This is a genomic window from Bacillus sp. (in: firmicutes), from assembly GCA_017656295.1.
Classification (GTDB): Bacteria; Bacillota; Bacilli; order Bacillales; family JACDOC01; genus JACDOC01.
The window spans coordinates 43340-68095 of record JACDOC010000006.1 but is presented as its reverse complement, the minus strand read 5'-3'; the positions used below and the strand labels follow the sequence as shown (position 1 = coordinate 68095).

Sequence of the window (24756 nt, the reverse complement as noted above, 5' to 3'; positions counted from 1 at the left end):
AATTTCCCCTTATTTCTTCGCCTCTTCTTTAATCGAAGCTAAGAATTGTTCGAAAGGAACCGTTTCGGATTTTTGTTCACCGTATTTGCGGACATTTACCGCTTTTTCTTGAATTTCGTTGTCACCTACAACGAGCATGTACGGAATTTTTTGAATTTGTGCTTCGCGAATTTTGTAACCAATTTTTTCGTCACGAGCATCTAAATTCGCACGAATTCCTTCTTTTTGAAGCGCTTCTTGTACTTGTTTGGCATAGTCATAATGCACTTCAGGTGAAACCGGAATGACTTGTACTTGAATTGGTGCTAACCAAGTTGGGAACGCTCCTTTATATTCTTCGATTAAGAAGGCGACGAAACGTTCCATTGTAGACACAACACCGCGGTGAATAACGACTGGACGATGCGGCTTACCGTCTTCACCGATGTAAGTCAAATCAAATCGTTCCGGTAGCAAGAAGTCTAATTGAACAGTTGATAACGTTTCATCTTTTCCAAGAGCTGTACGAACTTGAACGTCTAATTTCGGTCCGTAGAACGCTGCTTCGCCTTCCGCTTCGTAATACTCTAATCCAAGTTCGTCCATCGCTTCTTTTAACATACCTTGCGCTTTGTTCCACATTTCATCGTCATCATAATATTTTTCTTTATCTTCTGGGTCACGATACGATAATCGGAACGAGTATTCGCTTAAGTTAAAATCTTTATACACTTCGATAATAAGTTGAACCACTCGTTTAAATTCCTCTTTAATTTGGTCAGGACGGGCGAAAATGTGAGCATCGTTTAATGTCATGCCGCGAACACGTTGGAGACCCGTTAATGCCCCAGACATTTCGTAACGGTGCATCGTACCAAGTTCAGCAATACGAATTGGTAGCTCTCGGTAACTATGAATGCCGTTTTTATAAATCATCATATGATGCGGACAGTTCATTGGACGTAACACAAGTTCTTCATTGTCCATTTCCATTACCGGGAACATATTTTCTTTGTAATGATCCCAGTGACCGCTTGTTTTGTATAATTCGACACTACCTAGAACTGGAGTATATACGTGTTGATAACCAATACTTTCTTCTTTATCGACAATATAACGTTCAATGATACGTCGAATCGTAGCTCCTTTCGGAAGCCATAGCGGTAATCCTTGTCCTACTTTTTGCGAGTTCATAAATAAGTTAAGCTCTTTACCTAGTTTACGGTGATCGCGTTCTTTTGCTTCCTCCAACATTTTTAAGTGATTTTCTAAATCATCTTTTTTGAAAAATGCGGTACCGTAAATACGTTGAAGCATTTTGTTGTTTGCATCTCCACGCCAGTACGCTCCCGCAATGCTTAACAACTTAAACTCTTTAATTTTGCCTGTGGATGGAACGTGAACGCCGCGGCATAAATCGAAAAATTCACCTTGTTCATAAATGGAGACCGTTTCGCCTTCAGGAATGGCTTCAAGAAGCTCCAATTTATACTCATCACCAATTTCCTCGTAAAGTTTTTTCGCCTCTTCGCGAGTGACTTCTTTACGAACGATTTCTAGATTTTCTTTCACAATTTTCTTCATTTCTTTTTCGATTTTCGGCAAATCATCTGGTGTTAGCGATTCTTCTAAATCGACATCGTAGTAAAAGCCACCTTCAATAACGGGTCCGACACCAAGTTTCACGTTTTTGTATAAACGCTTAATGGCTTGAGCCATTAAATGAGCTGTACTATGGCGTAAAATTTCTAACGCTTCTTCACGATCAGGTGTAATAATTTCGAGTGAACCGTCCTCCATAATCGGTGTACGGAGATCTAGTAAGCGACCGTTCACTTTTCCGGCAATCGCTTTTTTCTTTAACCCTGGGCTAATGGATGCTGCAATTTCTTCCGTTGTTGTCCCTTTTGGAAACTCCTTCACTGCGCCATCAGGGAATGTAATTTGAATCATTTCTGACATCAGTTCTCACTCCTTTTTTTGATTATTAAAAAATAAAAAACTCGCCCCTCTAAAAACGAGGGACGAGTTATAGTTACACCCGTGGTTCCACCCTTCTTTACACATTGCTCCCCATAAAGCAACATGCCTCCAGTTCTGATAACGGCAGCACCCGTCAACTATTACTAGCTGAAGAGTAGATGTCAGCGTTCACAGTTGAAGTTCAGAGGTGGTAAGTATTCATGCCGTGTTAGGAAGCTTGCAGCCGAGGCTTCCCTCTCTGGAAACCGCCAATGAATACCCTTGTCCTCATCATAACCTCTAGCGTATGGAATATTTATGTACGTTATTATAGATGGTTAAGATAAGAAAATCAAGGGGACAGAACGTTTAATTTCCAGAGACATTCATGCGATTCGTGGCGTATTGTTCCCAAAATTCGTCTTTCTTTAAAATACAGACCCTTTCTTCGAAAATGTTTTGGATTGTTCGTATTAAGCCGTCTTCTTGGTCATCGGTATATACGTATATACGAAGGGGGGCCATTGATAAAAGGGGTGCAATCGTGGCCGAGTCGATATATATAGGATGATTCGTTAATAGCCTCCGATCGACGCAATCATGAATTTCTTTTTTGGACAGCAATTGATAATTTTCATCGTAAAAGAGCCAATGTTGCTCATTGTACAAATGAATCACTCTCATCCGGGGTTCTCGGTCCACTAAGTAATCTCTCAACATTTGAATAAACATTTGATATTCTTGTTCCATTTTGTATTCATCAATGGCCACTTCCACATATTCTATAAGTCGGTTGTAATATTTTTTCAGTCGAAACTTCACAAAGGAAGAAAAAACAACCGGTTCTTGTTGTTGAAACAGTGTCGAAATGGCATCCATTAAAAGTTTTGTTTCATCGACCCGCTCGATTAAGCTCGTTAATTCTTCTCGTTCGTCCATCCACATAGAAAACACAATATCCATAATATGTCGGATTTCTTCTTCCTCTTTAAAATAAAAACAATTAGTGATAATTTCTTTGATCCATTCTTTTCGTTTCTGCTCAACAAGAAATTGATAGATAGCCAGCTCCACTTTCTTTTGCTGATATTTATGAAAAGAAATGCTTAAGACATATGTTCGCTTTTGTTGAAATAACGTTTCGTGAATCGTAGTGGGAATATGCTCCCTTTCCATATATGTTTGAAGCTGCAAAGCATCTTGATATCGAGAAAAAACCATCTCTACCAACCTTCGGCTCCCCCCTTCTACAAAATCCCTGCTTTATATATATGGACAATAGGGAGAAAATAGAAGTGAAAAGCCAACAGAAAAGTATTTTATAAAAAATTCAATAGGTTTTCTAAAAAAGGAGATAAAATGAACAATCTGTGCTGAATGTAAATTTCATTGTTTTTTTATACATTTCGCTGTAGGCGGACGCTTTTCGCGGGCAAGCCGCTTCCCTCGCTACGCTCAAGTAAGGGTCTTGCGGCTTCTTGTTCCCGCTGGAGTCGCCGCCGTGTGAATAACTTGCTAAAAATCAATAATGACATATAACATAGCCTTTTACTAAAAAGTCTCCAGTTATCTCTGGGGGTGTGTCCACTTTTAATAGTTATGTGTCCACTTTCCTCAAGAGTTTGTTCACTTCTTTCTGAATTTTTTCACTTATCCCCGAAATAAGTGAGCAAAAAATAATGAACCGAATCGGCTTACATAAAGCGACGATTCGGTCCTTCTAACTGGATCGGCTGAGCTAAATATTTAATTCGTTCCATAATACGGGCCGCTTTTATACGCTCCTCTTCCCCTCTTTGAGAATAAGTTAAATGGTGCTCTAAATCGTCAAAATTAAAATTAGAAGAGAAGAACGTTGGGAGATGATCGAGCATTCGGTATTGGAGAATAGTTCCTAAAATATCATCTCTTACCCAACTAGACATCGATTCAGCCCCAATATCATCTAACATTAATACTGGTGCTTTCTTGATTGCATCTAATTTGTCATTTAACGACATATCATTTAACGATTGTTTCATTTCACGGAAAAACTCAGGGACGTAAACGATGACCGAAGCAATTTGCTTTTCCGCTAAACGATTGGCAATCGCTCCTAACAAATATGACTTCCCAACACCGAAGCGTCCCCAAATATACAGTCCTTTCATCTTTTTACCTGGTTCGAACTGATCGCAAAATTCTTTCGCCATCTTGACGGCTTTTAAGCGGGAAACGCCTTCTAAATCAATTTCTTTAAAGGAAGCCTCTAAAATGTCTTTGGGAACATAAATGCTCCGGATTAATTTTTCTGTCTTTTTTCGTTCATCGTACACTACTTTTTGTGGACAGCGTTGATACTGTAATTCAATCGTTCGCCCATTAAAGATCAGTTCAGGTTGATAGCCTTTCATCATGTTCACACACGACTCTAAGCTTTCGCACCGGCGACATTCTTTCGTTTGTGAGATATATTCGTACAACTTCACCAAACTTTTTTCCAGAATGCTGGATGTTAGATCGTTTTCATATTTTTCTACAAAATCAATGATATCTGGATGTTGCAGAATTTCTTGTTTAAGGGATTGGTAGCGTTGTTGAAAGTTTTCGTTTTTCGCCAATTTTTGTAGGGTTTCGTTAATTCGCTCCAAGGTTACACCCCCTAATTTTTTGGACGCCGCAACTCTTCTTCTAGTTTACGCTTTTCTGCTTCGTAATCAAAGTCATCAAGTTCCGGTTCTGACGAGGTTTGGGTATTCCTATTCTTTTCTTCTACAAACCAGTCCGGTAGCTTTTCCGTTCGGACTGGTTTTCGTTTCGTTGAATGATTTTTCTTCCCTTCCGCCCAATCTAAATATTGTCGATGCTCTTTTTTTGCTAATTCCATCGCTTCCCGAACCGTTCGAATATTTTTTCGCGCCCAATGGGACGCTATTTTTTCGACATACCCTTTCGTGAGTTTCATATCCGTTTTCAGCATCACATAATGAATTAATACGTTGACAACGCCAGGAAGTAATTTTTGTTGAAACATGACATCCTCAATAATTTTTAATTCGGACTTTGCTGGTGTGGCACCACCTGATATGTCAATTAACAATTGTCGAGGAGAGGTTGTTTCTAAATAAGAAATAAGCTGTTCCTCCTCCGTGTTCGGTGTAGCTTCTGTTCGATGCTCAACCGGTTGTACGCGGTCAACTAGTTCCGGTAGCTGGTTTTCGTGATGCAATTGATACCAATCACGGGCGGCTTTTCGAAGCGCTTCAATATCAATCGTTTGATCAACATTCACCGAACTTAAGACGATGTTTTTCATGTCAATCGCATTGATTTGATATAAATAAGATAGCTTAATAATTGCCTCTTTCACACGTGGAGTGATGGAACGGCGTGGAACCATCGCCTCGGTTAGTCCAGCCAACAGTAAATCAAAATCAAAGTGACGGTCATCTAATGCAGGAGAGGTTCCTTTTTTACGCTCAAAAAAAATAGTCCCTTGTTCCGCTTGACTGGATGTTAATGCTTCTTCATCAACTTTGCTCATTTTTTCAGACGTATACACATCTTGAAAGGAACGGGTAATATCGGCGTACTCTCGTTGTGGAAGATCTTCTGCTAAAAACAGTGATTTGACCTTCATAAAATGGTTTCGCCCAATTTTTTGATACAAATAGACGTTAAGCATTCCGTCTGAGAAAAATCGTTCAGGATCTAATGGTGGCTGCAACTCATAAATAAAAAATCTTTGTTCTTCTGTTTCTTTGACAAACGTTTTTAACAAACCAATTCCTTCTAACTTTAACCGGGCTTCATAGATTTCCTTTAAGCTTACATTCATCATATTCATGAGATGGTAATGAGTCCATTCGCGTCCCCACATTGTATGGACTTGTACATCGCTCCAAAGGGTTGTGTATAAACTTAAGCAAATCGGTCCAATGAGCGGTTGATATAAATACGTAATCACTTTTTGGTCGTATTCCGTTAAAATACCGTTCACTTTTACTCGATACACATCGACAGGCTGAACTTCATTCCAATGATGAGATAATGACATTTGCTTTCAACCTTTCTTACGAAAAAATAAGACAGTCGAAAAAAAGAGCTAAGAGTTCGCCTCTAGCTCTTAATTAGATTGCTCCTTTTTTATTAATTCTTTCAGTTCATCTAAAAAGACGTTAATGTCTTTAAACTGCCGATAAACAGAAGCAAAACGAACGTAAGCAACTTCATCAACTTTGGATAAACGGTCCATCACGAGCTCTCCGATCACTTCACTTTTTACCTCGGTAACCCCTTGATTCCGAAGCCCTTTTTCAATATCTAACGTAATTTCTTCTAATTGTTGAAGTGCTACCGGCCGTTTTTCACACGCTTTAATTAAACCACGTAAAATTTTTTCCCGACTAAACTCTTCGCGCGTACCTTCTTTTTTTACGACAATTAATGGTAATTCCTCCACTCGTTCGAAGGTAGTAAATCGATACCCGCATTCTTCACATTCACGTCGCCGCCGTATCGATTTCCCTTCATCAACAGGGCGTGAATCCACCACACGGGTTCCATTATGTTGACAAGAAGGACATTTCATACCATCAGCTCCGATTCAATCTTATAATTTCATCTTATAAAAAACGACGTAAAATCACAAGTTTAACTTCCTGTAATCGAGTAGGAGAGGGCGACTAGGGCTTTGTCTTTTGTTGCAAACTCACCCAGTGATACCTAGCCTTATATGAAGTTCGTGTTCCTCAGGCCGGAAGTTTGCCGCCCGCTTCCTTCAGATTCCGCGTCGCCACGGACACCTTTGCGTTAAGCTAACTGCTACTTCTGCCTTCACAGTTCGGGACTTTCACTTTATAGATTACACCCATGCCGGGCGCACAACAAAAAAAAGAGGCGTATTGCTACACCTCTTTTCCATTATAATGCTTTTACTTTCGATTCTTTTGCTTGAATTGGACCCATTCCACGAGGAATTTCGATTGTTTCACGTGTTTGGGCTCCAAGTGCTTCTGCGATATAGTCAGCAGCAATATTTGGATCTAAATCGCCGCAAGTGTACACGTCAATACTTGCATATCCATGCTCTGGGAAACTGTGAATAGTTAAATGTGATTCTGAAATGATGACAACACCACTAACACCTTGTGGAGCAAACTTATGGAATGCTACTTCGCGAATTTCCGCACCAGATTTTAGAGCAGCATCAACGAAGATTTTTTCAATTTGTTCCATATCGTTTAATTTGTCAAAATCACAACCCCAAAGTTCAGAAATTATGTGACGACCCATTGTTTCCATCGATCGCTTCCCCCTTTGATCTAATATTTTTTAATCAAAGATTTCAAATTGATTGCCTGTAACATAACTACCACGGGGGAAAGTTAGTCCGAAGAGGTCCTAACCCTTTAAGTAGTTATTTCCCAATTACAAACAGTTAAGAAGTTCACGAGTCATAGTATACTTTGTTTAATTTTTTTTTGCAATAATTGATTTTAAATTTTTTCTAGAAATTTTCTTCGAATTGAAATCAGTAAAAAAATCAATAACACTTCATTTTTCTCGGTTCGTTATCTTAGACTTTGTCATCTTGCATCGTTTAAGAAAAAAAAAGCTAATTATTTGAGCTTACCAAATAATTAGCCTACTAACATATATATAATCAGGAACACAGAATATCGACAGAAATAAGCTATTAGGGAAAAGATCATCTAACCTGTGAATATAAATTATCCTACATGAACAACTGTTTTCATTTGTTCAGCCACATAGTTCGCTAAATCCACGACACGACAAGAATAACCCCATTCGTTGTCGTACCATGCCAATACTTTCACTTTTCGACCTTCCATAACCATCGTAGATAGTCCATCGATAATCGCTGAATGTGGATTTGTATTAAAATCGATGGAAACAAGTGGTTCGGTCGTAAATTGTAAAATTCCTTTTAATTTACTATCAGCAGCTTGAATAAATGCTTCATTTACTTCCTCTACCGTTACATCACGTTTTAAATCGACAACTAAGTCCACAAGGGACACATTTGGAGTTGGGACTCGTAACGCCATACCATGTAGTTTGCCTTCTAATTGAGGTAAAACTTTTGATAAAGCTTTAGCTGCTCCAGTAGTTGTCGGAATAATGGATTGAGCACATGCACGCGCACGACGTAAATCTTTGTGTGGATTGTCAATGTTTTTCTGATCATTTGTATAAGCATGAACAGTGGTCATTAAACCATTCACAATGCCAAATTGCTCATCCAATACTTTCGCTACAGGAGCTAGACAGTTAGTCGTACAAGATGCATTCGAAATAATATCGTGTTTGGTCACGTCTAATACGTCTTCATTTACTCCCATCACAATGGTTACATCTTCATTTTTTCCAGGTGCCGTTAAAATCACTTTTTTAGCTCCTGCTTGTAAATGATAGACCGCTTTGTCACGGGAATTAAATTTTCCTGTCGCCTCAATGACAATATCAATATCAAGCTCTTTCCATGGTAATTCACGTGGGTCACGATGATTGAGCAATTTCACTTTATGACCATTTACAATTAAGGCGTTTTCATCTGCTTGAACGTCTGCCTCAAACTTACCATGATTTGTGTCATACTTAATTAAATGGGCTAACGTTTCTGCTGGATAGCTGGCATTGACAGCTACAATTTCTAAATTTCCGTCTAAAATTGCTTTACGAAAAACCATTCTTCCAATACGACCAAAGCCGTTAATTGCAATTCTTGCCTTCATTTTCGGCTTCCCCCTATATTAACGTTATACTTTTTAGGTATTCCAGTCGTAATTAGTATAACATATTTTCAAAAATGTGTAATGATTAATTTGCTTATTTATTATTTTTTTATTATTCTGAATTTTAAGTTGTAATACATTTTTTCCTTGTACGCAATAAAAACCTGGCTTATGCCAGGTTTTACAGAAATATCATGGTATTAACTTCCATCCTGCAATGATTTGGTCTAATTGCCGTTCTGTTTCAATTAATGATCCATCATTATAAATGACGGCATCGGCCCATTCCGCCTTTTGTTTTAATGGTAATTGGGCTGAAATACGAGCTTTCGCTTCTTCTTCCGTGAAGTTGTTTCGTTTCATCAATCTTCGTAGCTGCACATCTGGAGAAACATAGACAACGATCGTTTTTTCGACCATATGAGTAAGTTTACTTTCAAACAATAAAGGAATATCAAATATTACGGTCTGTTTGCCTTCTCGAATTGCCTCTTCCTTTAACTCTAGCATTCGCTTTCGAACAGCTGGATGGACGATTCGATTTAACTTCTCCCGTTCAGTAGGATCCGAAAAAACAATTTCCCCTAATTTTTGACGGTTTATCGTTTGATCTTCAAGTAAAATGTCTTTTCCAAATGTATTAACGATTTCTCTATACGCTGGTTCCCCTATTTGAACCACTTCCCGTGCAGTGATGTCTGCATCAATAATCGTAAATCCTCGACTTCGTAACATATTGGACACCGTGCTTTTTCCACTTGCGATACCACCTGTTAAACCAATTACCAAAACCATTACTCCATCCTTCCTTAAAACATATCTACATTTTAATAAGACCTAGAAAAATTAATAAAAGACCTGGTAAAAAAGATAGTTTCTTCATCCACGCGATTTCAGATACCGTACGACCTATCGAGAGGCCCGTTAAAACAAATAATGTGCTCATACAACTCACATAAATCGCCAGCCATAAGGGGGAAAAACCTAACATGGCGGCACCTACGCCTGCTCCAAAAGCGTCGAGGGACAAAGCGAGTCCTAGTAGAAATGCTTCTAAGCCCGTAATCGTTCCGGATTGGTCAATATCAGCAGATAACGGTTTTTTTAAAATGTGAATCACTAAGCCAAGGGAGGCAATTTCAAAATTCAATAATATACGCTCTTTTTCCTCTTTATCGTTGTTCGGATGAATCAATTGATACAGTACCCAAAGTCCAAGAAAAACAAGAATTAATCCGCCAACTCGATCAGCTATTTCTGACGAAAAAAACGCACCAATCATTTTCCCTACAAACATACCCGTTAAAAGTGAGCCTACGGAGCAAAGGGCAATGATTAATACAGATTTTAGGGGTATTTTCATGTTTCTCATGCCGTACGTTAGGCCAACGTTAAAGCTATCTAGGCTCACGGCAAATGCCAACATGATCAGTGAAACGATTGGTGTCATCGAAAAAGCCCCTTCCTATGAAATGTCAATATAAAGTATATGGAAGGAGCTTTGACCACGTTCAAACTTTTTATCGTTGACAAAACGTACAAATATGAGTTCCCCGTCCCCCTACTTTTATTTTTTCGATCGGTCGGCCACACTTTTGACACTGCTCTCCGACTCGTCCGTATGCTAACAATCGAGTTTGAAACGTACCGATTTTTCCTTGGGTATTCTTATACGTCCGAATGGTTGTTCCCCCAAGCTTAACGGCTTCCTGCAACGTTTGTTGAATGGCTTGATGCAATGTGATAATTTCTTCTTCCGATAACGTATTAGCCGCCCGCTCAGGATGAATGGATGATTGGTATAACACTTCATCTACATAAATATTCCCTAAACCCGCTATTTTTTGTTGATCTAAAAGAACCACTTTTATTTTCCGACTTGTCGATAAGCAAATGGAACGAATTTGTTGAAAGGTAAAATCATCGGAGAGTGGTTCTACACCTAATCGGTTTAACGGTGGATTTTTCCATTCGTCACCTTTACGATACAAGTGCATCGTTCCAAATTTACGAACATCGTGATATCTCAATTCCGTTCCATCAGTAAAATGAAAGACGACATGCATATGTTTCTCAAGCGGTGAGTCGGAAGGAAGAAGTCGATATTTTCCTTCCATCCGTAAATGGGAGACAAGTGCCCAACGATTCGTGTAAATGATTAAAAACTTCCCACGCCGGCCAACTTGTTCGATTCGTTCATTTTGTAAGGAACGCTGGAATTGTTCTACGGTTGGATATTTGATTATATTTGGCCAATAAACGGATACGTGACGAATGGTTCGACCAATCGCTAAATCAGCTAATGTTTTTCTGACAGTTTCGACTTCAGGCAGTTCTGGCAAGTTCATTCACCTTCCATAGGGTGATGGTTATTTCGCATCGTACCATGTATCCCCGTACGCATAATCTACTTTTAATGGAACGCGTAACTCAATGGCGTTTTCCATCACTTCAGGGACGATTTTTTTAAGGGTTTCTATTTCTTCTTTCGGTGCTTCAAAAATGAGTTCATCATGTACTTGAAGCAACATCCGAGCTTGTAAGCCATGCTCTTTTAAAGCAGCATCCATCTCAACCATCGCTTTTTTAATGATATCAGCGGCACTTCCTTGAATCGGCGTATTCATGGCCGTCCGTTCTGCAAAGCTCCGCACATTAAAATTACGACTTGTAATCTCAGGGATATACCGACGGCGATGTAGTAAAGTGGATACATATCCTTTTTGTTTTGCTTCTTGAACGATGTCCTCCATATATGCTTTTACTCCTGGGTAACTTTCGAAATAACGCTTAATAAATTCTCCTGCTTCTTTTCTTGTAATACCTAAGTTTTGAGACAATCCGTAATCACTAATTCCATACACGATGCCAAAGTTCACCGCTTTTGCTTGACGACGCATATTAGAAGTCACTTCTTCTTGAGACACATGGAACACATCCATCGCAGTTTTCGTATGAATGTCCATATCTTGCTTAAATGCGTCGATCAGTTTTTCGTCTCCAGCAATATGGGCAAGAACCCGTAATTCAATTTGGGAATAATCAGCAGCGAAAATCACCCATCCTTCCTCAGATGGGACAAACGCCTGACGAATTTTTCGGCCTTCTTCCAATCGAATCGGAATGTTTTGTAGGTTAGGGTCCGTTGAACTGAGTCGGCCGGTTTGTGTGAGCGCTTGATTAAAGCGGGTATGCACTTTATTTGTATCTGGATGAACTACTTTCAATAGCCCTTCAATATACGTTGATTGCAGCTTCCCTAATTGGCGATAATGTAAAATTTCTTGAATAATTTCATGCTCTGGAGCAAGCTTTTCTAAGACGTCCGCAGAAGTGGAATACCCTGTTTTCGTCTTTTTGATTACAGGGAGACCGAGTTTTTCAAACAAAATGACTCCAAGCTGTTTCGGAGAATTAATGTTAAATGTTTCGCCAGCTAGTTCATAAATACGTTCTTCGATGGCCGATAATTGTTGTTTTAATTCTTCTCCCATTTGATGAAGTCGTTCCACATCCACTTGAACACCTCTTGATTCCATATCTGCTAAAATTAGCGATAACGGCATCTCTAAATCATAAAATAGCTCGAATTGTTCATTTTCCCGTAATTGCTCGAGCGCCTTCTCTTTTTCTTGGGCAATAGCTACCGCTTTGCGAACAATGTGTTCTGCATATACCTCTAAATCAGGAAGTTGGCGTTTGGCCCCTTTTCCATAAACGGCTTCATCACATTGGACAAGTTGCCCAGAAACAACGGCAGCTACTTCTTCGGAAGAATGGGCTGGATTAATTAAATAAGCCGCTAGCAATAGGTCAAATTCAATTCCGTCAAGCTCTACCCCATTTCTCCGTAGAGCCACTTTTGTTCGTTTCGCATCAAACACCCATTTTTTCTGGTTGGGATTTTCCACCCAATGTTTAAACACATCCGATTGAAACGCTACATCTGGAGAGATGAAGAAATTCCCTTTTTCGTTTGCTATTCCAATCCCTACAATTTCTTCTGTGTGATAATTTTCACCTAGCATTTCTACATACAGAGCGTTTTCATTGGCAAACATTTCTTCCGACACTTCTTGTACGATTTCCCAGTTTACTGTTTCTAATTGACTGGTAGACCCCTGATCCGTTACCGTATTCATTTTTTCTAGCAAAGATTGAAAACCAAGCTCTTTATATAGGGAAATTAATTGGCTTTCATTCGATCCCCGATATTCTAAATCACCTAAAGATATGTTTACAGGCGCTTTGCGTGTAATTGTTGCTAGTTTTTTACTCATTAATGCCATATCTTTATTTGCTGCTAATTTTTCTTTTAACTTTTTCCCGTTTACTTCATCCAATGATTCGAAAATATTTTCGATCGAATGAAACTGATGCAATAATTTTAAGGCTGTTTTTTCGCCAACCCCTGGTACACCTGGAATATTGTCTGACGAATCTCCCATTAACCCCTTCATATCAATGATTTGTTCTGGGGAGATACCGTATTTTTCTTGTATATGAGCAGGTGTATACTTTTCTAAATCCGTAATCCCTTTTTTCGTAATGGAAACGGTTGTGTAATCAGATGCAAGTTGTGTTAAGTCTTTATCACCAGAAATAACGATAACTTCAAATCCTTCTTTTTCTGCCTGTAAAGAAAGAGTTCCAATGATGTCATCTGCTTCGTAATTTTCCAGTTCATACCGTGGAATACCGTATGCATCTAACAATTCACGAATAAAAGGGAATTGCTCGGATAATTCAGGAGGTGTCTTTTGACGGCCGCCTTTATATTCTTTATACGTTTCATGCCGGAACGTTGTTTTTCCTGCATCAAACGCGACTAACATATGGGTTGGTTGTTCTTCCTCAATAATTTTTCTTAACATCATGGAAAACCCATAAACGGCATTTGTATGTACACCTTTATCGTTATTTAATAATGGCAAGGCAAAAAAAGCCCGGTATGCAATACTATTTCCATCAATTAATACAATTTTCTTTTTCATACCCTACTCCTTCCTACCAATCGTAGGTTTTCTTGCGTATAAAAACCTCTCCATTTTTTCCTTTATTTTATCATGTTTGATTCAGAAAGGAAAAAAACAGAGAGGTATGGAGTTTCCTTATTTTAATTGGTCTAGCTTATAAAGATCGTTTATTCGTTATTCAAAATAACCGGATAATATTTTCGCATATGGTGAATCGGATGGAATGATTATTACGGTATCTTCATTAATGGTACGTTTATACGTTTGTAATGTCCGGTACAACGAATAAAACTCTGGATCTTTGGAAAATGATTCGTTATAAATTTTTGCAGCCTGCGCTTCTCCTTCCGCCCGAATCACTTCTGCGTCAGCTTCAGCTTTCGATATAATTTCTTTTACTTCACGATCCGTTTGAGCGGTAATTCGATTCTTTTCTGCGTCCCCTTTAGATAAATACTCCTGAGCTTTTGATTCCCGTTCAGAAATCATTCGCGTATAAACGGAATTTTCGTTTTCTTCCGGTAAATCCGTACGTTTCATTCGGACGTCAACAACGACAATCCCGTATTCGTCTTTGGCTAATAGTTCATTGACTTTCGCTGTGACACGGTCATTTAAACTACCGCGGGACGATTTTTCATCATTGATAATTTCATCGTAGTTCAGTTGCCCTAATTCAGCACGAACAACAGAATAAATAAATTCTTCCATTCTTGATTCCGCATTGGTTAATGTTCGAGCATTTGTAATCATTTTTTTCGGGTCGATAATTTTCCATACTGCATAATTATCAACAAGCATTCGCTTTTTATCTTTTGTATTAATTTCTGCTTCTGATACATCGTACATGAGCTGATATTTAGGGAGTGTGCTAACGCTTTGAATAAATGGAATTTTATAGTTTAATCCTGGTTCTTTCACGATTCGAACGACTTCCCCAAATTGACGAACGACTTTGTACTCTCCTTCTTTAACGATAAACACATTAGAAATCACAAGAAGGAACAACGCAAGAAGGACTAATAAGAAAATACCAAAGCGAGAATATTTTCGCCATTCAAAACCCGTTCTTTGTCTTTCATTCATATTAATCACATTTTGATCACTCATTCGAATCACTTCCTTCTACTTTCGGAGGTTCTTGCTTCTCTAACGGTCGAATGGGGAAATATTTAAGCGTACTTCCATCGTCATTCATAATATAAATTTCAGCATTTGGTAGCACTTGCTCCAACGTTTCTAATACTAATCGTTCACGCGTAATGTTTGGATTGTTTTTATATTCTTCATACAGCTTATTAAAGACCGCAACATCCCCACGGGCACGTTCAATTCGAGCTGCTTTATCCCCTTCTGCTTTAGAGATAATGGCGTCTTTTTCTCCTAATGCTTCATTTAATTGTTTGTTGCGATATTTTTTCGCTTCATTAATCTTTGTGTTCATCGTCTCACGTGCATCGGTAACAGCTGTAAATGCCCGGCGAACTTCATCGTTCGGTAGTTCAACGTCTTGCAATTTCACGGCTAAAACGGAAATCCCAATATCATATTTGTCAATTAACGATGTTAATAATTCTCGCACTTCTGCTTCAATTTCCGCTTTTCCTGATGTTAAGGCATCATCAATTTTTGAACTGCCGATAATGCTCCGTAGCGCGGCAGAAGTCGCATCATGTAAAATTTCTTCTGGGTCTTCGGCATTAAATAAATAGTTTTTCGGATTCGTAATTTTCCATTGCACAACAAGGTCAGCTAGAACGATATTTTCATCACCCGTAATCATTTTTGTTTCTTCTGGAAAATCCCTAATTTTCCCATTTTCTTCTTCATAGCCAAACTGAAGGCTAAACGTTTCTTTTGATAGTTTTTCGACTGTTTGAATAGGCCATGGTAGTTTAAAATGAAGTCCCGGTTCTTGTATCGTCTGGTCTGCTTTACCAAACGTTAAAATGACCGCTTGCTCTGACTCATCGACGGTATACCAAGTAGTAAGGACAACAGCAAAAATAATGAGTGCAGAAATAAATAATCCCGTCATCAAATAAAGTTTCCTTAAATTCATACATCTCTTCCTTTCATGATGGATGTTTTACTTTATATACGAATAATTTGTGACAAAAGTTCCATAAAAATAGAAAAAGAGAAGGTGAGAACGGGGTCAGTTCTCACCTTCTCTTTTTCGGCTCCTTGGATGAAGGGGTTTTCGTAAACAATTGTAGCAACGGTATATTAATTCCAATTAAAAGGAATGTAAAGAGACTGTAAATAATCATCCATTTTGAGAAAGTTTTTTTCGTAAAACAATCGAAAATGTCGTTCCTACCCCTAATTGACTTGTTACCATTATTTTTCCCTTATGAGCTTCTACTAAATGTTTTACGATTGCCAAACCAAGCCCAGTCCCTCCAGAATTGCGACTTCGATCTTTACTTACACGGTAGAAACGTTCAAAAATTCTCGGAATTTCTTCCTCCGCAATTCCAATACCTGTATCTTTAACGTTGACGGTAACTGTTGATTCATTTTCATGAATAGAGACTTTCACTATTCCCCCAGAAGGAGTATAGTTGATTCCATTGCTAATAATGTTCATAAACACTTGTTTTAATCTTGCGTTATCCCCTTCAATAACAGGAGCCCCGTTTTCTTCATACAACAGTTGGATTTGCTTTTCCTTTGCTTTTCCTTCTAGAACGGCCACTACTTCTTTTAATAGTTTATCTAAATGGACCTGTTCGATAGACAACGTAAATCCTTGCCGTTCAATTTTCGATAAATCAAGTAAATCATGAATTAAGTTTTGTAAACGATCGCTTTCTTTTAAAATAATCGTTAAAAATTGTTTTAGCGTTTCAGGGTCATGCATCGCTCCATCTAACAATGTTTCTGTAAACCCTTTGATAGAGGTGACCGGTGTTTTTAATTCATGGGAAACGTTAGCAACAAAGTCTTTGCGCATTTGTTCCAACTTTTTCAGCTCGGTAATATCATGGAAAACAAGGACAATTCCTTTCCACTCATCGTTTGTCCCAATAATCGGAGCGCCATAAACTTCAAAGTGCTTTCGTTCAATTTTTAATGGGAGGAGAATTTGGCGACGAATCCCCTTTTCTGTCATAAACACTTCTTCGATTAATTTTTTTATTTCTTCTTGCTCAATAACCTCATGGTATCGTTTAAATAAAAATTTCGATGGCTGTACTTGAAAAATTTCTTTATACGCCCGGTTGATTAAGCTGACGTAACCTCGACCATCAATTAAAATAAGGGCGCTTCCCATGTTTTCAATTAAGGTAGTCAGCCGATCTTTTTGCATAGAATGGGCTTTTACCATATCCTGAAGATTACGTGCCAATATATTAATGGATGTGCTTAACATCCCTGTTTCATCTACATGGTCTTCATACGTCCGGGCCCGGTAATTCCCTTTTGCAAGTTCAATAGCGACTTTCGTAGCCGACTCAATAGGCTTTGTATAGCGATCGGTAATTTTAGCACCAAGCAGAATAATGACCACTAAAGCAATGCCGAGAGTGACGGCTAACAAAATCCAAATTTGCCGATTCACTTTTTCTAATACATTTATTTGAGTGCTAACGACCGTATACGCTTCTCGTTCTTGTGCATCGTCTTTAATGGACTGCCAATAATATTGAATATCGCCATTCAGCGATTCATAACCTTTTTCTTTCGATACTTTGCCTATTTTCGTTATCATTTCCTGATGGCCAGGTACCGTTTCTTTTTTAGAACCACTATCAAATATAACCGTCCCATCTATCCGAATGATGGTTAAACGTAAATCCATCAGGTCACTAAAGCGATGCAGTTGTTCTTCATTGAGTTCATCGATTCCACCGCTTTTTTCGATGAAATGCGTAATCCATTCGGTTTCTTTCTTCATTCGTTCATTAAATCCGTGTAAATAATAGTTTTGAAACAATTGACCAAGGAGTAACCCGAGACCAATAAAAACAGTAAAAATTAATGTAATAAGTGCAAATAATAATCTCGTTTTAAAGCGGGTCATGAACGTTTTGGCTCCTCAAACTTATACCCTAAGCCCCGAATGGTTTTAATATACGTTGGTTTTTTCGTATTTTGTTCAATTTTTTCGCGCAAATGACTGATATGGACGTCAACGATTCGCGTATCACCGGCAAAATCATAATTCCAAACAGAGCTTAACAACTGATCTCGAGTCATGACGCGACCTTTATTTTTCATTAAGTAATGGAGTAGTTCGAACTCTTTCGGAGTCAGTTCCAACAAGCGATCTTGAAAATATGCTTCATACTGTTCAGGAAACACTTTGACGTCTCCAACTTGAATAAAATCTTTTGGTTCCGCAGACAGAGAAGATTTGACTTCATGCTGCGTCCGGCGTAAAATTGCCTTTACTCGAGCGACGACTTCCCGAGGGGAAAACGGCTTGGTCATGTAATCGTCTGCCCCTAATTCAAGCCCTAATACTTTATCAAATTCATCATCTTTTGCCGTTAACATTAAAATCGGCGTAGATATTTTTAGTTGTCGTAATTGTTTACATACTTCCATGCCATCTAATTTGGGCATCATTAAATCTAAAATAATAAAATCTGGCTTTTCAGATATAGCTTTTTCTTTCCCCTCTTCTCCATCAGAGGCGGTTATTACATCAAAGCCTGCTTGTTTTAAATTGTACTCAAGAAGTGTACTGATTGATTGTTCATCATCAACAACAAGTACTTTTATACTCATAAGCTCCTCCAAAAATTTTATTCCCCTTCATATAAGCAAGCCGTTCTTTCTTTATTATATAAAATGACGTGAAAAAACCCAATGTTTCTCCTTTGTATTTTTTACTAAAAAATCGATGGAATTACTGAAAAATGATTAATAAAAAAAGCGCTCGCTTGGAGCACTCTAAAAAAATTATGAAATGTAGTGGGATGTTATTAGAAGTTTTCTAATGCTCTTCCTGTCATTTGCTCTAATTTATGCGGAGGGCATACAGATACCGTTCCTTGAACAACCGTTTCTCCCTCTTCGTTTGTTCCTTGTACTTTTACGATGATTGTATGATTTTCCGAATCGATGTCAATGATTTCGAATAAGAATTCCACTGTTGCGTAATGATACACTGGTTTTGGAAATTCCAGTTGTTGACCAACAACATGTGATCCAGGACCTGGCAAGTATTTCGAGATAGCAGATGTAATAATTCCATTAATCATTACAGTTGGCACGATTGGTTTTTTAAACGGAGTTTGTGACGCGTAATCGTGTTGAATGTATAGTGGATTGGCATCATTTGTTAATCCCAAATAGAGTAAAAGGTCTTTGTCTTCAATTTTCTCTGTTAACGATAGCTTTTCTCCAACGCTAATTTCTCCAATTTTTCGACCTAGCTTAATTTTTCTTCCTAACAACATGCCTAGCACCTCCATTATTTTGAAAACGGTTACAATTTATAATAAAAATAATTGTATATAAAATATAGAATAATCATTATGTTCTGTTATTTATAATTATATCATTTTTAGCATCCCCATTCAAAGAAAAATTATTTCATCAATACTATTCAATAAAAAAGTGCCGAGGGAGTTTTCTCCACTCGACACTAAATCATTGATTAAACTAATACCGCCATAACATTTCGAACAGACTGAGCTGATTTTTCTAGAGCTGCTTTTTCTTCTTCTGTTAATTCAAGTTCGATCACTTGTTCTAGTCCGTTTCCACCTAAAATGGTTGGAACTCCTAAATAAATACCTTCAAATCCGTATTCTCCTTCTAAGTAAGCAATAGCAGGAAGAACCCGACGTTGATCTTTCACAATGGCTTCTACCATTTCAACGAGGGACGCTGCTGGAGCGTAGTACGCACTCCCGTTACCTAATAAATTAACGATTTCTCCGCCACCTTTACGTGTCCGTTCAACAATCGCATCGAGGCGATCTTTCGGAATTAACTTTTCTAACGGGATACCACCAGCATAAGAGTAACGTACAAGCGGTACCATATCGTCACCGTGTCCACCTAAGACGAAACCAGTGATATCTTTTACAGAAAGATTTAGTTCTTGCGCAACAAATGTGCGGAAACGAGCTGTATCAAGAACACCAGATTGTCCGATAACACGGTTTTTCGGGAATCCAGATTCTTTATATACAGTGTATGTCATCGCATCAACAGGGTTTGTTAAAACGATAATATAACAATTAGGAGAATATTTAACTACTTGTTTTGTAACTTCTTTCATAATTTTTTGGTTTGTTTGGACTAAGTCATCCCGGCTCATACCTGGCTTACGCGCAATACCTGCTGTAATGACGACAATATCGGAGTCTTTCGTATCTTCGTAGTTAGAAGTTCCGATAATACTCGCATCGAACCCTAGTACTGGTCCAGCTTCAAGCATGTCAAGGGCTTTACCTTTTGTAGGATTTTCCAATTGAGGAATATCCACAAGCACAACATCCCCTAGTTCTTTTTGAGCAAGTAAAAAGGCCGTTGTTGCTCCAGTAAATCCTGCACCAATGACTGAGATTTTTTTACGCTTCATTGCCATCTGTTACGTCCCCCTTTATTCTTTTCAACTTATGTAAGAGGCTTTCCAAATCGGTAAGCTCTCTTATTAATATTAACCCATATTTTCAATTAAAGCTGTGGCAAATTCGGAACATTTTACTTCCGTAGCGCCTTCCATTAAACGAGCAAAGTCATAAGTAACCACTTTAGAAGCAATTGTTTTTTCCATCGCTTCAATAATCAGTTGAGCAGCTTCATTCCATCCTAAATGTTCAAGCATAAGCACGCCAGAAAGGATCACAGAAGATGGGTTGACTTTATCTAAACCAGCATATTTTGGAGCGGTACCGTGTGTTGCTTCGAAAATAGCATGTCCAGTTTCATAGTTAATGTTTGCTCCTGGTGCGATACCGATACCACCAACTTGGGCCGCTAATGCGTCAGAAATATAGTCACCATTTAAGTTCATTGTGGCAACAACGTCAAACTCACGTGGACGTGTTAACACTTGCTGTAAGAAAATATCTGCAATAGCATCTTTTACGATAATTTTTCCTTGTGCTTCTGCTTCTGCTTGAGCCTTGTTTGCCGCTTCGACACCTTCCGCTTCTTTAATACGGTCGTATTGTGCCCATGTAAATACTTTATCTCCAAATTCTTCTTCAGCTAATTCGTAACCCCAATTTTTAAACGCACCTTCAGTAAATTTCATGATGTTCCCTTTATGTACAAGGGTGACTGATTTACGTCCTTCCTTAATCGCATAGTTTATAGCGGCACGAACGAGACGTTTTGTACCCTCTTCAGAAATTGGCTTAATACCAATACCAGATGTTTCTGGGAAGCGAATTTTCTTCACGCCCATTTCATTTTGTAAAAAATCAATAACTTTCTTTACTTCTTCCGTTCCTTTCGCATATTCAATACCGGCATAAATATCTTCTGTATTTTCACGGAAAATGACCATATCTGTATCTTGTGGACGTTTCACAGGAGAAGGAACACCTTCAAAGTAACGAACTGGACGTAAGCACACAAACAAGTCAAGTTCTTGACGAAGCGCAACGTTTAATGAACGAATACCTCCACCAACTGGTGTAGTAAGTGGACCTTTAATCGCAAGTAAATATTCACGAATCGTATCTAATGTTTCTTGTGGTAGCCATTCACCTGTTTTTTTATATGCTTTTTCACCTGCGTAGACTTCTTTCCAAACAATTTTGCGTTCGCCATTGTACGCTTTTTCTACTGCAGCGTCAAGAACACGGGAAGCTGCTGCCCAAATGTCAGGACCTGTTCCGTCTCCTTCAATAAATGGAATAATCGGATCATTTGGTACGTTTAATACTCCATTTTCTACAGTGATTTTTTGACCTTGTGACATGCTATTCCCTCCAATTTCAATATCAAAGGTTAGAAAGCATGACGCCTCTAACCTTTATTCAATAACTATTGAATCAATATTTTTAATATTTGTAAATAGAGGATTATCCACGCTGTTCAATTGGTACGTATTGTTGCTTACCAGGACCTGTGTATTCAGCACGCGGACGGATGAGACGATTGTTTGCATATTGCTCTAAAATATGAGCTAACCATCCGGATACGCGGCTTACGGCAAAAATTGGGGTAAATAGATCATGATCGATTCCTAGGCTATGGTACACAGACGCAGAATAGAAATCGACGTTAGGTGGTAAGCCTTTTTCAGATGTAACAATTTCTTCAATTTTTGTAGACATGTCATACCAATGAGGTTCACCTGTAAGTTTCGTCAGTTTTTCAGACATTTTACGTAAATGTTTTGCACGAGGATCACCTTTACGATAAACGCGATGGCCAAAGCCCATAATTTTTTCTTTATTGTTCAACTTGTTGTGAATATATGGTTCTACATTTTCGATAGATCCAATTTCTGTTAACATTTTCATTACTTGCTCGTTAGCACCACCATGTAAAGGTCCTTTTAGAGCACCGATGGCCGATGTAATACCTGAATACACGTCGGAAAGGGTCGCAACACAAACACGAGCCGTAAATGTAGACGCATTTAATTCATGATCGGCATGTAAAACAAGCGCTTTGTTAAACGCTTCCACCGCAATTTCATCAGGTTCGTTTCCAGTAAGCATATACAAGAAATTAGCCGCAAAACTTAAATCTTTTCGTGGAGCAACCGGTTCTAACCCTTTGCGAATACGAGAAAACGCAGTAACAATTGTTGGTATTTTTGCTTGTAAACGAATCGCTTTACGATAGTTCGCTTCTTCTGTCATTTCGTCCGCTTCAGGGTCAAATAATCCTAATAAAGAAACCGCTGTGCGAAGAGCTGCCATTGGGTGAACTTGTTTAATTGGATATGTTTTAAAGTGGTCTAGAACTTCTTTCGGTAATTCCGCATTTTCTGCCAAATCTTTTTTAATCTCATCCAATTCAGCTTTTGTTGGTAGACGACGATGCCAAAGCAAATAAATAACCTCTTCAAAGCTTGCGTGTTCTGCTAAATCATCAATGTTGTACCCAACATATGTAAGGGTGTCATCAATAATGGAGCTAATTGAAGATGTTGTCGCTACAATGCCTTCAAGACCGCGAGTAGCTGTCATAAACCATCTCTCCTTTGCCTTTATAATTTCCCTATCACTCATGAAACTATGAGTGGGTGTTAAAAGCTTTTCCAAACGACAAGCGAGCGCTTGTTCAACACTGCTACAGTTTGCTTGTCCAAATCGTTTTACAAATGAAGGATAAAATTGGGATGCGCTTACATTCTTATTATAAACAATTATCAGACTTTTGTGAATCCAAACAACTTAAAATATTTAAAAAATATTTTTTTAGAAAAACATATAAAAACAGTGGAGGCTGGAAATCATGTTGAGGAAGTGAAAAAATATCTTGATAATTGAATCTCCAATTCGTTTGATTCGTAGAGTAGATTAGTACTTTTTTTTAGAAGAGAGGACACTTAAAATTAAAGTATAACCTTGATATAGGAGGGAAAATGATTGAACATTGTCTACATAAATCGCACCATTCGATTTTTACTCGTTGTCGGCATCGTCTTTTTTGGCGGATGGACATTGATTGAATTGTCAAAGCTGACATATCCATTTATTATTGCTATTTTAATTGCATTAATGATTAATCCACTCGTGAACTTATTAGAGAAAAAAGCAAAAATGCCAAGAGGAATTGCTGTTTTTATTGCATTGGTCATTATTATCGGGCTGTTGATAGGGCTAATTACGCTTCTAATCGCTGAAATTGTGTCAGGAGCTGACTATTTAGCACAAATCGTCCCAAAACATTTTGCCACATTGATTGAATATGGAGAGCAGTTAATTACCGCTCAAGTCATTCCGTTTTATAATTACGCTTCAAGCTTTTTTAATAATTTAGACGCTAGCCAGCAAGAAACGATTATAGAGAATATCCAAAACACAGGTGAAAAAATCGCCTCAAGCGTTGGAACGTTTATTCAATCCTTTTTTCAAAAGTTACCTATTTTAATTTCATGGATTCCAAACGTGGCGACCGTCCTAGTCTTCTCCATGTTGGCTACATTCTTTATTAGCAAAGATTGGGACCGCTTGAAAAATCTATTCGTCCGTTGGTTACCAGAAAAAGCTCAATTGAGTGGGCGGACCGTATTTAATGATTTAAAGAAAGCGTTAGTTGGTTTCATCCGTGCTCAATTGACATTGATTTCAATCACAACTGTCATCGTATTGATCGGTTTGTTAATTTTGCGAGTAGATTATGCGATTACCATTTCCTTAATTATCGGAGTGGTCGATATTCTACCTTATTTAGGAACAGGGGCCATTTTTGTCCCTTGGATTATTTATGAAATCGTAACAGGTAATATTGGTTTAGGAATCGGATTAGGAGTTCTTTATTTGGTCGTCGTTGTTCAGCGTCAATTTATGGAACCTAAAATTTTATCATCAAGCATCGGGCTCGATCCACTCGCTACGCTGGTCGCCTTATTTGTTGGCTTTAAGCTTGTTGGATTTTTAGGACTCATTTTAGGGCCTGTCGCTTTAGTGGTACTATGCGCACTAAATCGAGCGAATGTGTTTCGTGATGTATGGAATTTTATTATGGGACCAAAAACAAACTAACAACTAAAAAGAGCTGACCCGGTTAAGCAGTCAGCTCTTTTTAGTTACCGCAGTATAATGATATTCCCTTTGTCAATCCATTTTCGAAACAAGCGATAAACGAGAGGTTTGAACCATCGACGTGTGTATGGGAAAAGGAATAAAAATCCGAGTGTATCAGTAATAAACCCGGGCGTAAGTAACACCGTACCTCCAACAAGAACAAATAATCCGTCGATGATTGCTTCACTTGGTACTCGACCGTATTGTAGTTCTTTTTTCGCTTGGTTCAAAATATCTAATCCTTGTTTTTTAGCTAAATAGGCGCCTAATACCCCTGTGAAAATAATGAGAAACACCGTTGGTAATACTCCTAACACTTTTCCTGAATATAGAAGCAGCCCAATTTCTAAGGCAGGCATAACAATTAATAATAAAATCAAGTATCTCATTCGAAAAATCGATCCCCCATCTTTTTTATTA

General features: G+C 38.3%; 22 protein-coding genes. 1 reads left to right on the top strand and 21 read right to left on the bottom strand.

Going from position 1 to position 24756, the window contains the following annotated elements; all coding sequences use genetic code 11:
- Nucleotides 1-9: 9 nt before the first annotated feature.
- The 20 genes from thrS to citZ all read right to left on the bottom strand — a co-directional run bounded on the left by thrS (nucleotide 10) and on the right by citZ (nucleotide 22773).
- The gene (thrS, locus tag H0Z31_07380) at nucleotides 10-1941 is read right to left on the bottom strand and encodes a threonine--tRNA ligase (GenBank protein MBO8177259.1); all 1932 of its coding nucleotides are present in this window, start codon (nucleotides 1939-1941) and stop codon (nucleotides 10-12) included.
- Nucleotides 1942-2310: 369 nt separating this feature from the next.
- Entirely contained in the window at nucleotides 2311-3171 is an 861-nt protein-coding gene (gene ytxC / locus H0Z31_07375) for a putative sporulation protein YtxC (protein ID MBO8177258.1), read from the bottom strand.
- Nucleotides 3172-3338: 167 nt separating this feature from the next.
- A complete protein-coding gene (locus H0Z31_07370; protein MBO8177257.1) occupies nucleotides 3339-3476 on the bottom strand; it encodes a hypothetical protein in 138 nt (45 codons plus the stop codon).
- Nucleotides 3477-3635: 159 nt separating this feature from the next.
- Entirely contained in the window at nucleotides 3636-4571 is a 936-nt protein-coding gene (gene dnaI / locus H0Z31_07365) for a primosomal protein DnaI (GenBank protein MBO8177256.1), read from the bottom strand.
- An 11-nt stretch (nucleotides 4572-4582) separates the two neighbouring features.
- Complete coding sequence (locus H0Z31_07360) at nucleotides 4583-5977, bottom strand: DnaD domain protein (GenBank protein ID MBO8177255.1); 1395 nt, start codon at nucleotides 5975-5977, stop codon at nucleotides 4583-4585.
- Between the two features lie 69 nt (nucleotides 5978-6046).
- The gene (gene nrdR / locus H0Z31_07355; GenBank protein MBO8177254.1) at nucleotides 6047-6511 is read right to left on the bottom strand and encodes a transcriptional regulator NrdR; all 465 of its coding nucleotides are present in this window, start codon (nucleotides 6509-6511) and stop codon (nucleotides 6047-6049) included.
- 332 nt (nucleotides 6512-6843) lie between these two features.
- Nucleotides 6844-7224: an S-adenosylmethionine decarboxylase proenzyme gene (locus H0Z31_07350; GenBank protein MBO8177253.1), complete on the bottom strand. Its 381-nt coding sequence runs from the start codon at nucleotides 7222-7224 to the stop codon at nucleotides 6844-6846.
- A 428-nt stretch (nucleotides 7225-7652) separates the two neighbouring features.
- Nucleotides 7653-8678, bottom strand: a complete 1026-nt coding sequence (locus tag H0Z31_07345) for a glyceraldehyde-3-phosphate dehydrogenase (GenBank protein ID MBO8177252.1) — start codon at nucleotides 8676-8678, stop codon at nucleotides 7653-7655.
- A gap of 192 nt (nucleotides 8679-8870) precedes the next feature.
- Nucleotides 8871-9473, bottom strand: a complete 603-nt coding sequence (locus H0Z31_07340; GenBank protein MBO8177251.1) for a dephospho-CoA kinase — start codon at nucleotides 9471-9473, stop codon at nucleotides 8871-8873.
- A 25-nt stretch (nucleotides 9474-9498) separates the two neighbouring features.
- Nucleotides 9499-10128, bottom strand: a complete 630-nt coding sequence (ytaF, locus tag H0Z31_07335) for a sporulation membrane protein YtaF (GenBank protein MBO8177250.1) — start codon at nucleotides 10126-10128, stop codon at nucleotides 9499-9501.
- Between the two features lie 70 nt (nucleotides 10129-10198).
- The gene (gene mutM / locus H0Z31_07330; GenBank protein MBO8177249.1) at nucleotides 10199-11020 is read right to left on the bottom strand and encodes a DNA-formamidopyrimidine glycosylase; all 822 of its coding nucleotides are present in this window, start codon (nucleotides 11018-11020) and stop codon (nucleotides 10199-10201) included.
- 27 nt (nucleotides 11021-11047) lie between these two features.
- On the bottom strand, nucleotides 11048-13672 hold the full coding sequence (polA, locus tag H0Z31_07325) for a DNA polymerase I (GenBank protein ID MBO8177248.1): 2625 nt from the start codon (nucleotides 13670-13672) through the stop codon (nucleotides 11048-11050).
- 156 nt (nucleotides 13673-13828) lie between these two features.
- Complete coding sequence (locus H0Z31_07320) at nucleotides 13829-14764, bottom strand: protease modulator HflC (protein ID MBO8177247.1); 936 nt, start codon at nucleotides 14762-14764, stop codon at nucleotides 13829-13831.
- On the bottom strand, nucleotides 14757-15716 hold the full coding sequence (hflK, locus tag H0Z31_07315; protein ID MBO8177246.1) for an FtsH protease activity modulator HflK: 960 nt from the start codon (nucleotides 15714-15716) through the stop codon (nucleotides 14757-14759). Before hflK ends, H0Z31_07320 begins: the two co-directional genes overlap by 8 nt.
- Before the next feature lie 207 nt (nucleotides 15717-15923).
- Nucleotides 15924-17684, bottom strand: coding sequence for a PAS domain-containing protein (locus tag H0Z31_07310; GenBank protein MBO8177245.1), 1761 nt, complete (start codon nucleotides 17682-17684; stop codon nucleotides 15924-15926).
- Nucleotides 17681-18394, bottom strand: coding sequence for a response regulator transcription factor (locus H0Z31_07305; protein ID MBO8177244.1), 714 nt, complete (start codon nucleotides 18392-18394; stop codon nucleotides 17681-17683). The genes H0Z31_07310 and H0Z31_07305 overlap by 4 nt, the downstream gene beginning before the upstream one ends.
- A gap of 197 nt (nucleotides 18395-18591) precedes the next feature.
- Entirely contained in the window at nucleotides 18592-19068 is a 477-nt protein-coding gene (locus H0Z31_07300) for a MaoC family dehydratase N-terminal domain-containing protein (protein ID MBO8177243.1), read from the bottom strand.
- A 200-nt stretch (nucleotides 19069-19268) separates the two neighbouring features.
- Nucleotides 19269-20207 carry a malate dehydrogenase gene (mdh, locus tag H0Z31_07295; protein ID MBO8177242.1) on the bottom strand — a complete coding sequence of 313 codons (939 nt, stop codon included), beginning with the start codon at nucleotides 20205-20207 and terminating at the stop codon, nucleotides 19269-19271.
- A 72-nt stretch (nucleotides 20208-20279) separates the two neighbouring features.
- Nucleotides 20280-21551 (bottom strand): NADP-dependent isocitrate dehydrogenase, encoded by a 1272-nt coding sequence (gene icd / locus H0Z31_07290; protein MBO8177241.1) that lies wholly within the window; start codon nucleotides 21549-21551, stop codon nucleotides 20280-20282.
- A 103-nt stretch (nucleotides 21552-21654) separates the two neighbouring features.
- Nucleotides 21655-22773: a citrate synthase gene (gene citZ, locus H0Z31_07285; GenBank protein MBO8177240.1), complete on the bottom strand. Its 1119-nt coding sequence runs from the start codon at nucleotides 22771-22773 to the stop codon at nucleotides 21655-21657.
- 402 nt (nucleotides 22774-23175) lie between these two features.
- On the opposite strand from citZ, the gene ytvI reads away from it, so the two are divergent.
- On the top strand, nucleotides 23176-24294 hold the full coding sequence (gene ytvI, locus H0Z31_07280) for a sporulation integral membrane protein YtvI (protein ID MBO8177239.1): 1119 nt from the start codon (nucleotides 23176-23178) through the stop codon (nucleotides 24292-24294).
- Nucleotides 24295-24338: 44 nt separating this feature from the next.
- Here the strand turns inward: ytvI and fxsA are convergent, their stop codons facing one another.
- Nucleotides 24339-24725 (bottom strand): membrane protein FxsA, encoded by a 387-nt coding sequence (gene fxsA, locus H0Z31_07275; GenBank protein MBO8177238.1) that lies wholly within the window; start codon nucleotides 24723-24725, stop codon nucleotides 24339-24341.
- Nucleotides 24726-24756: the final 31 nt, after the last annotated feature.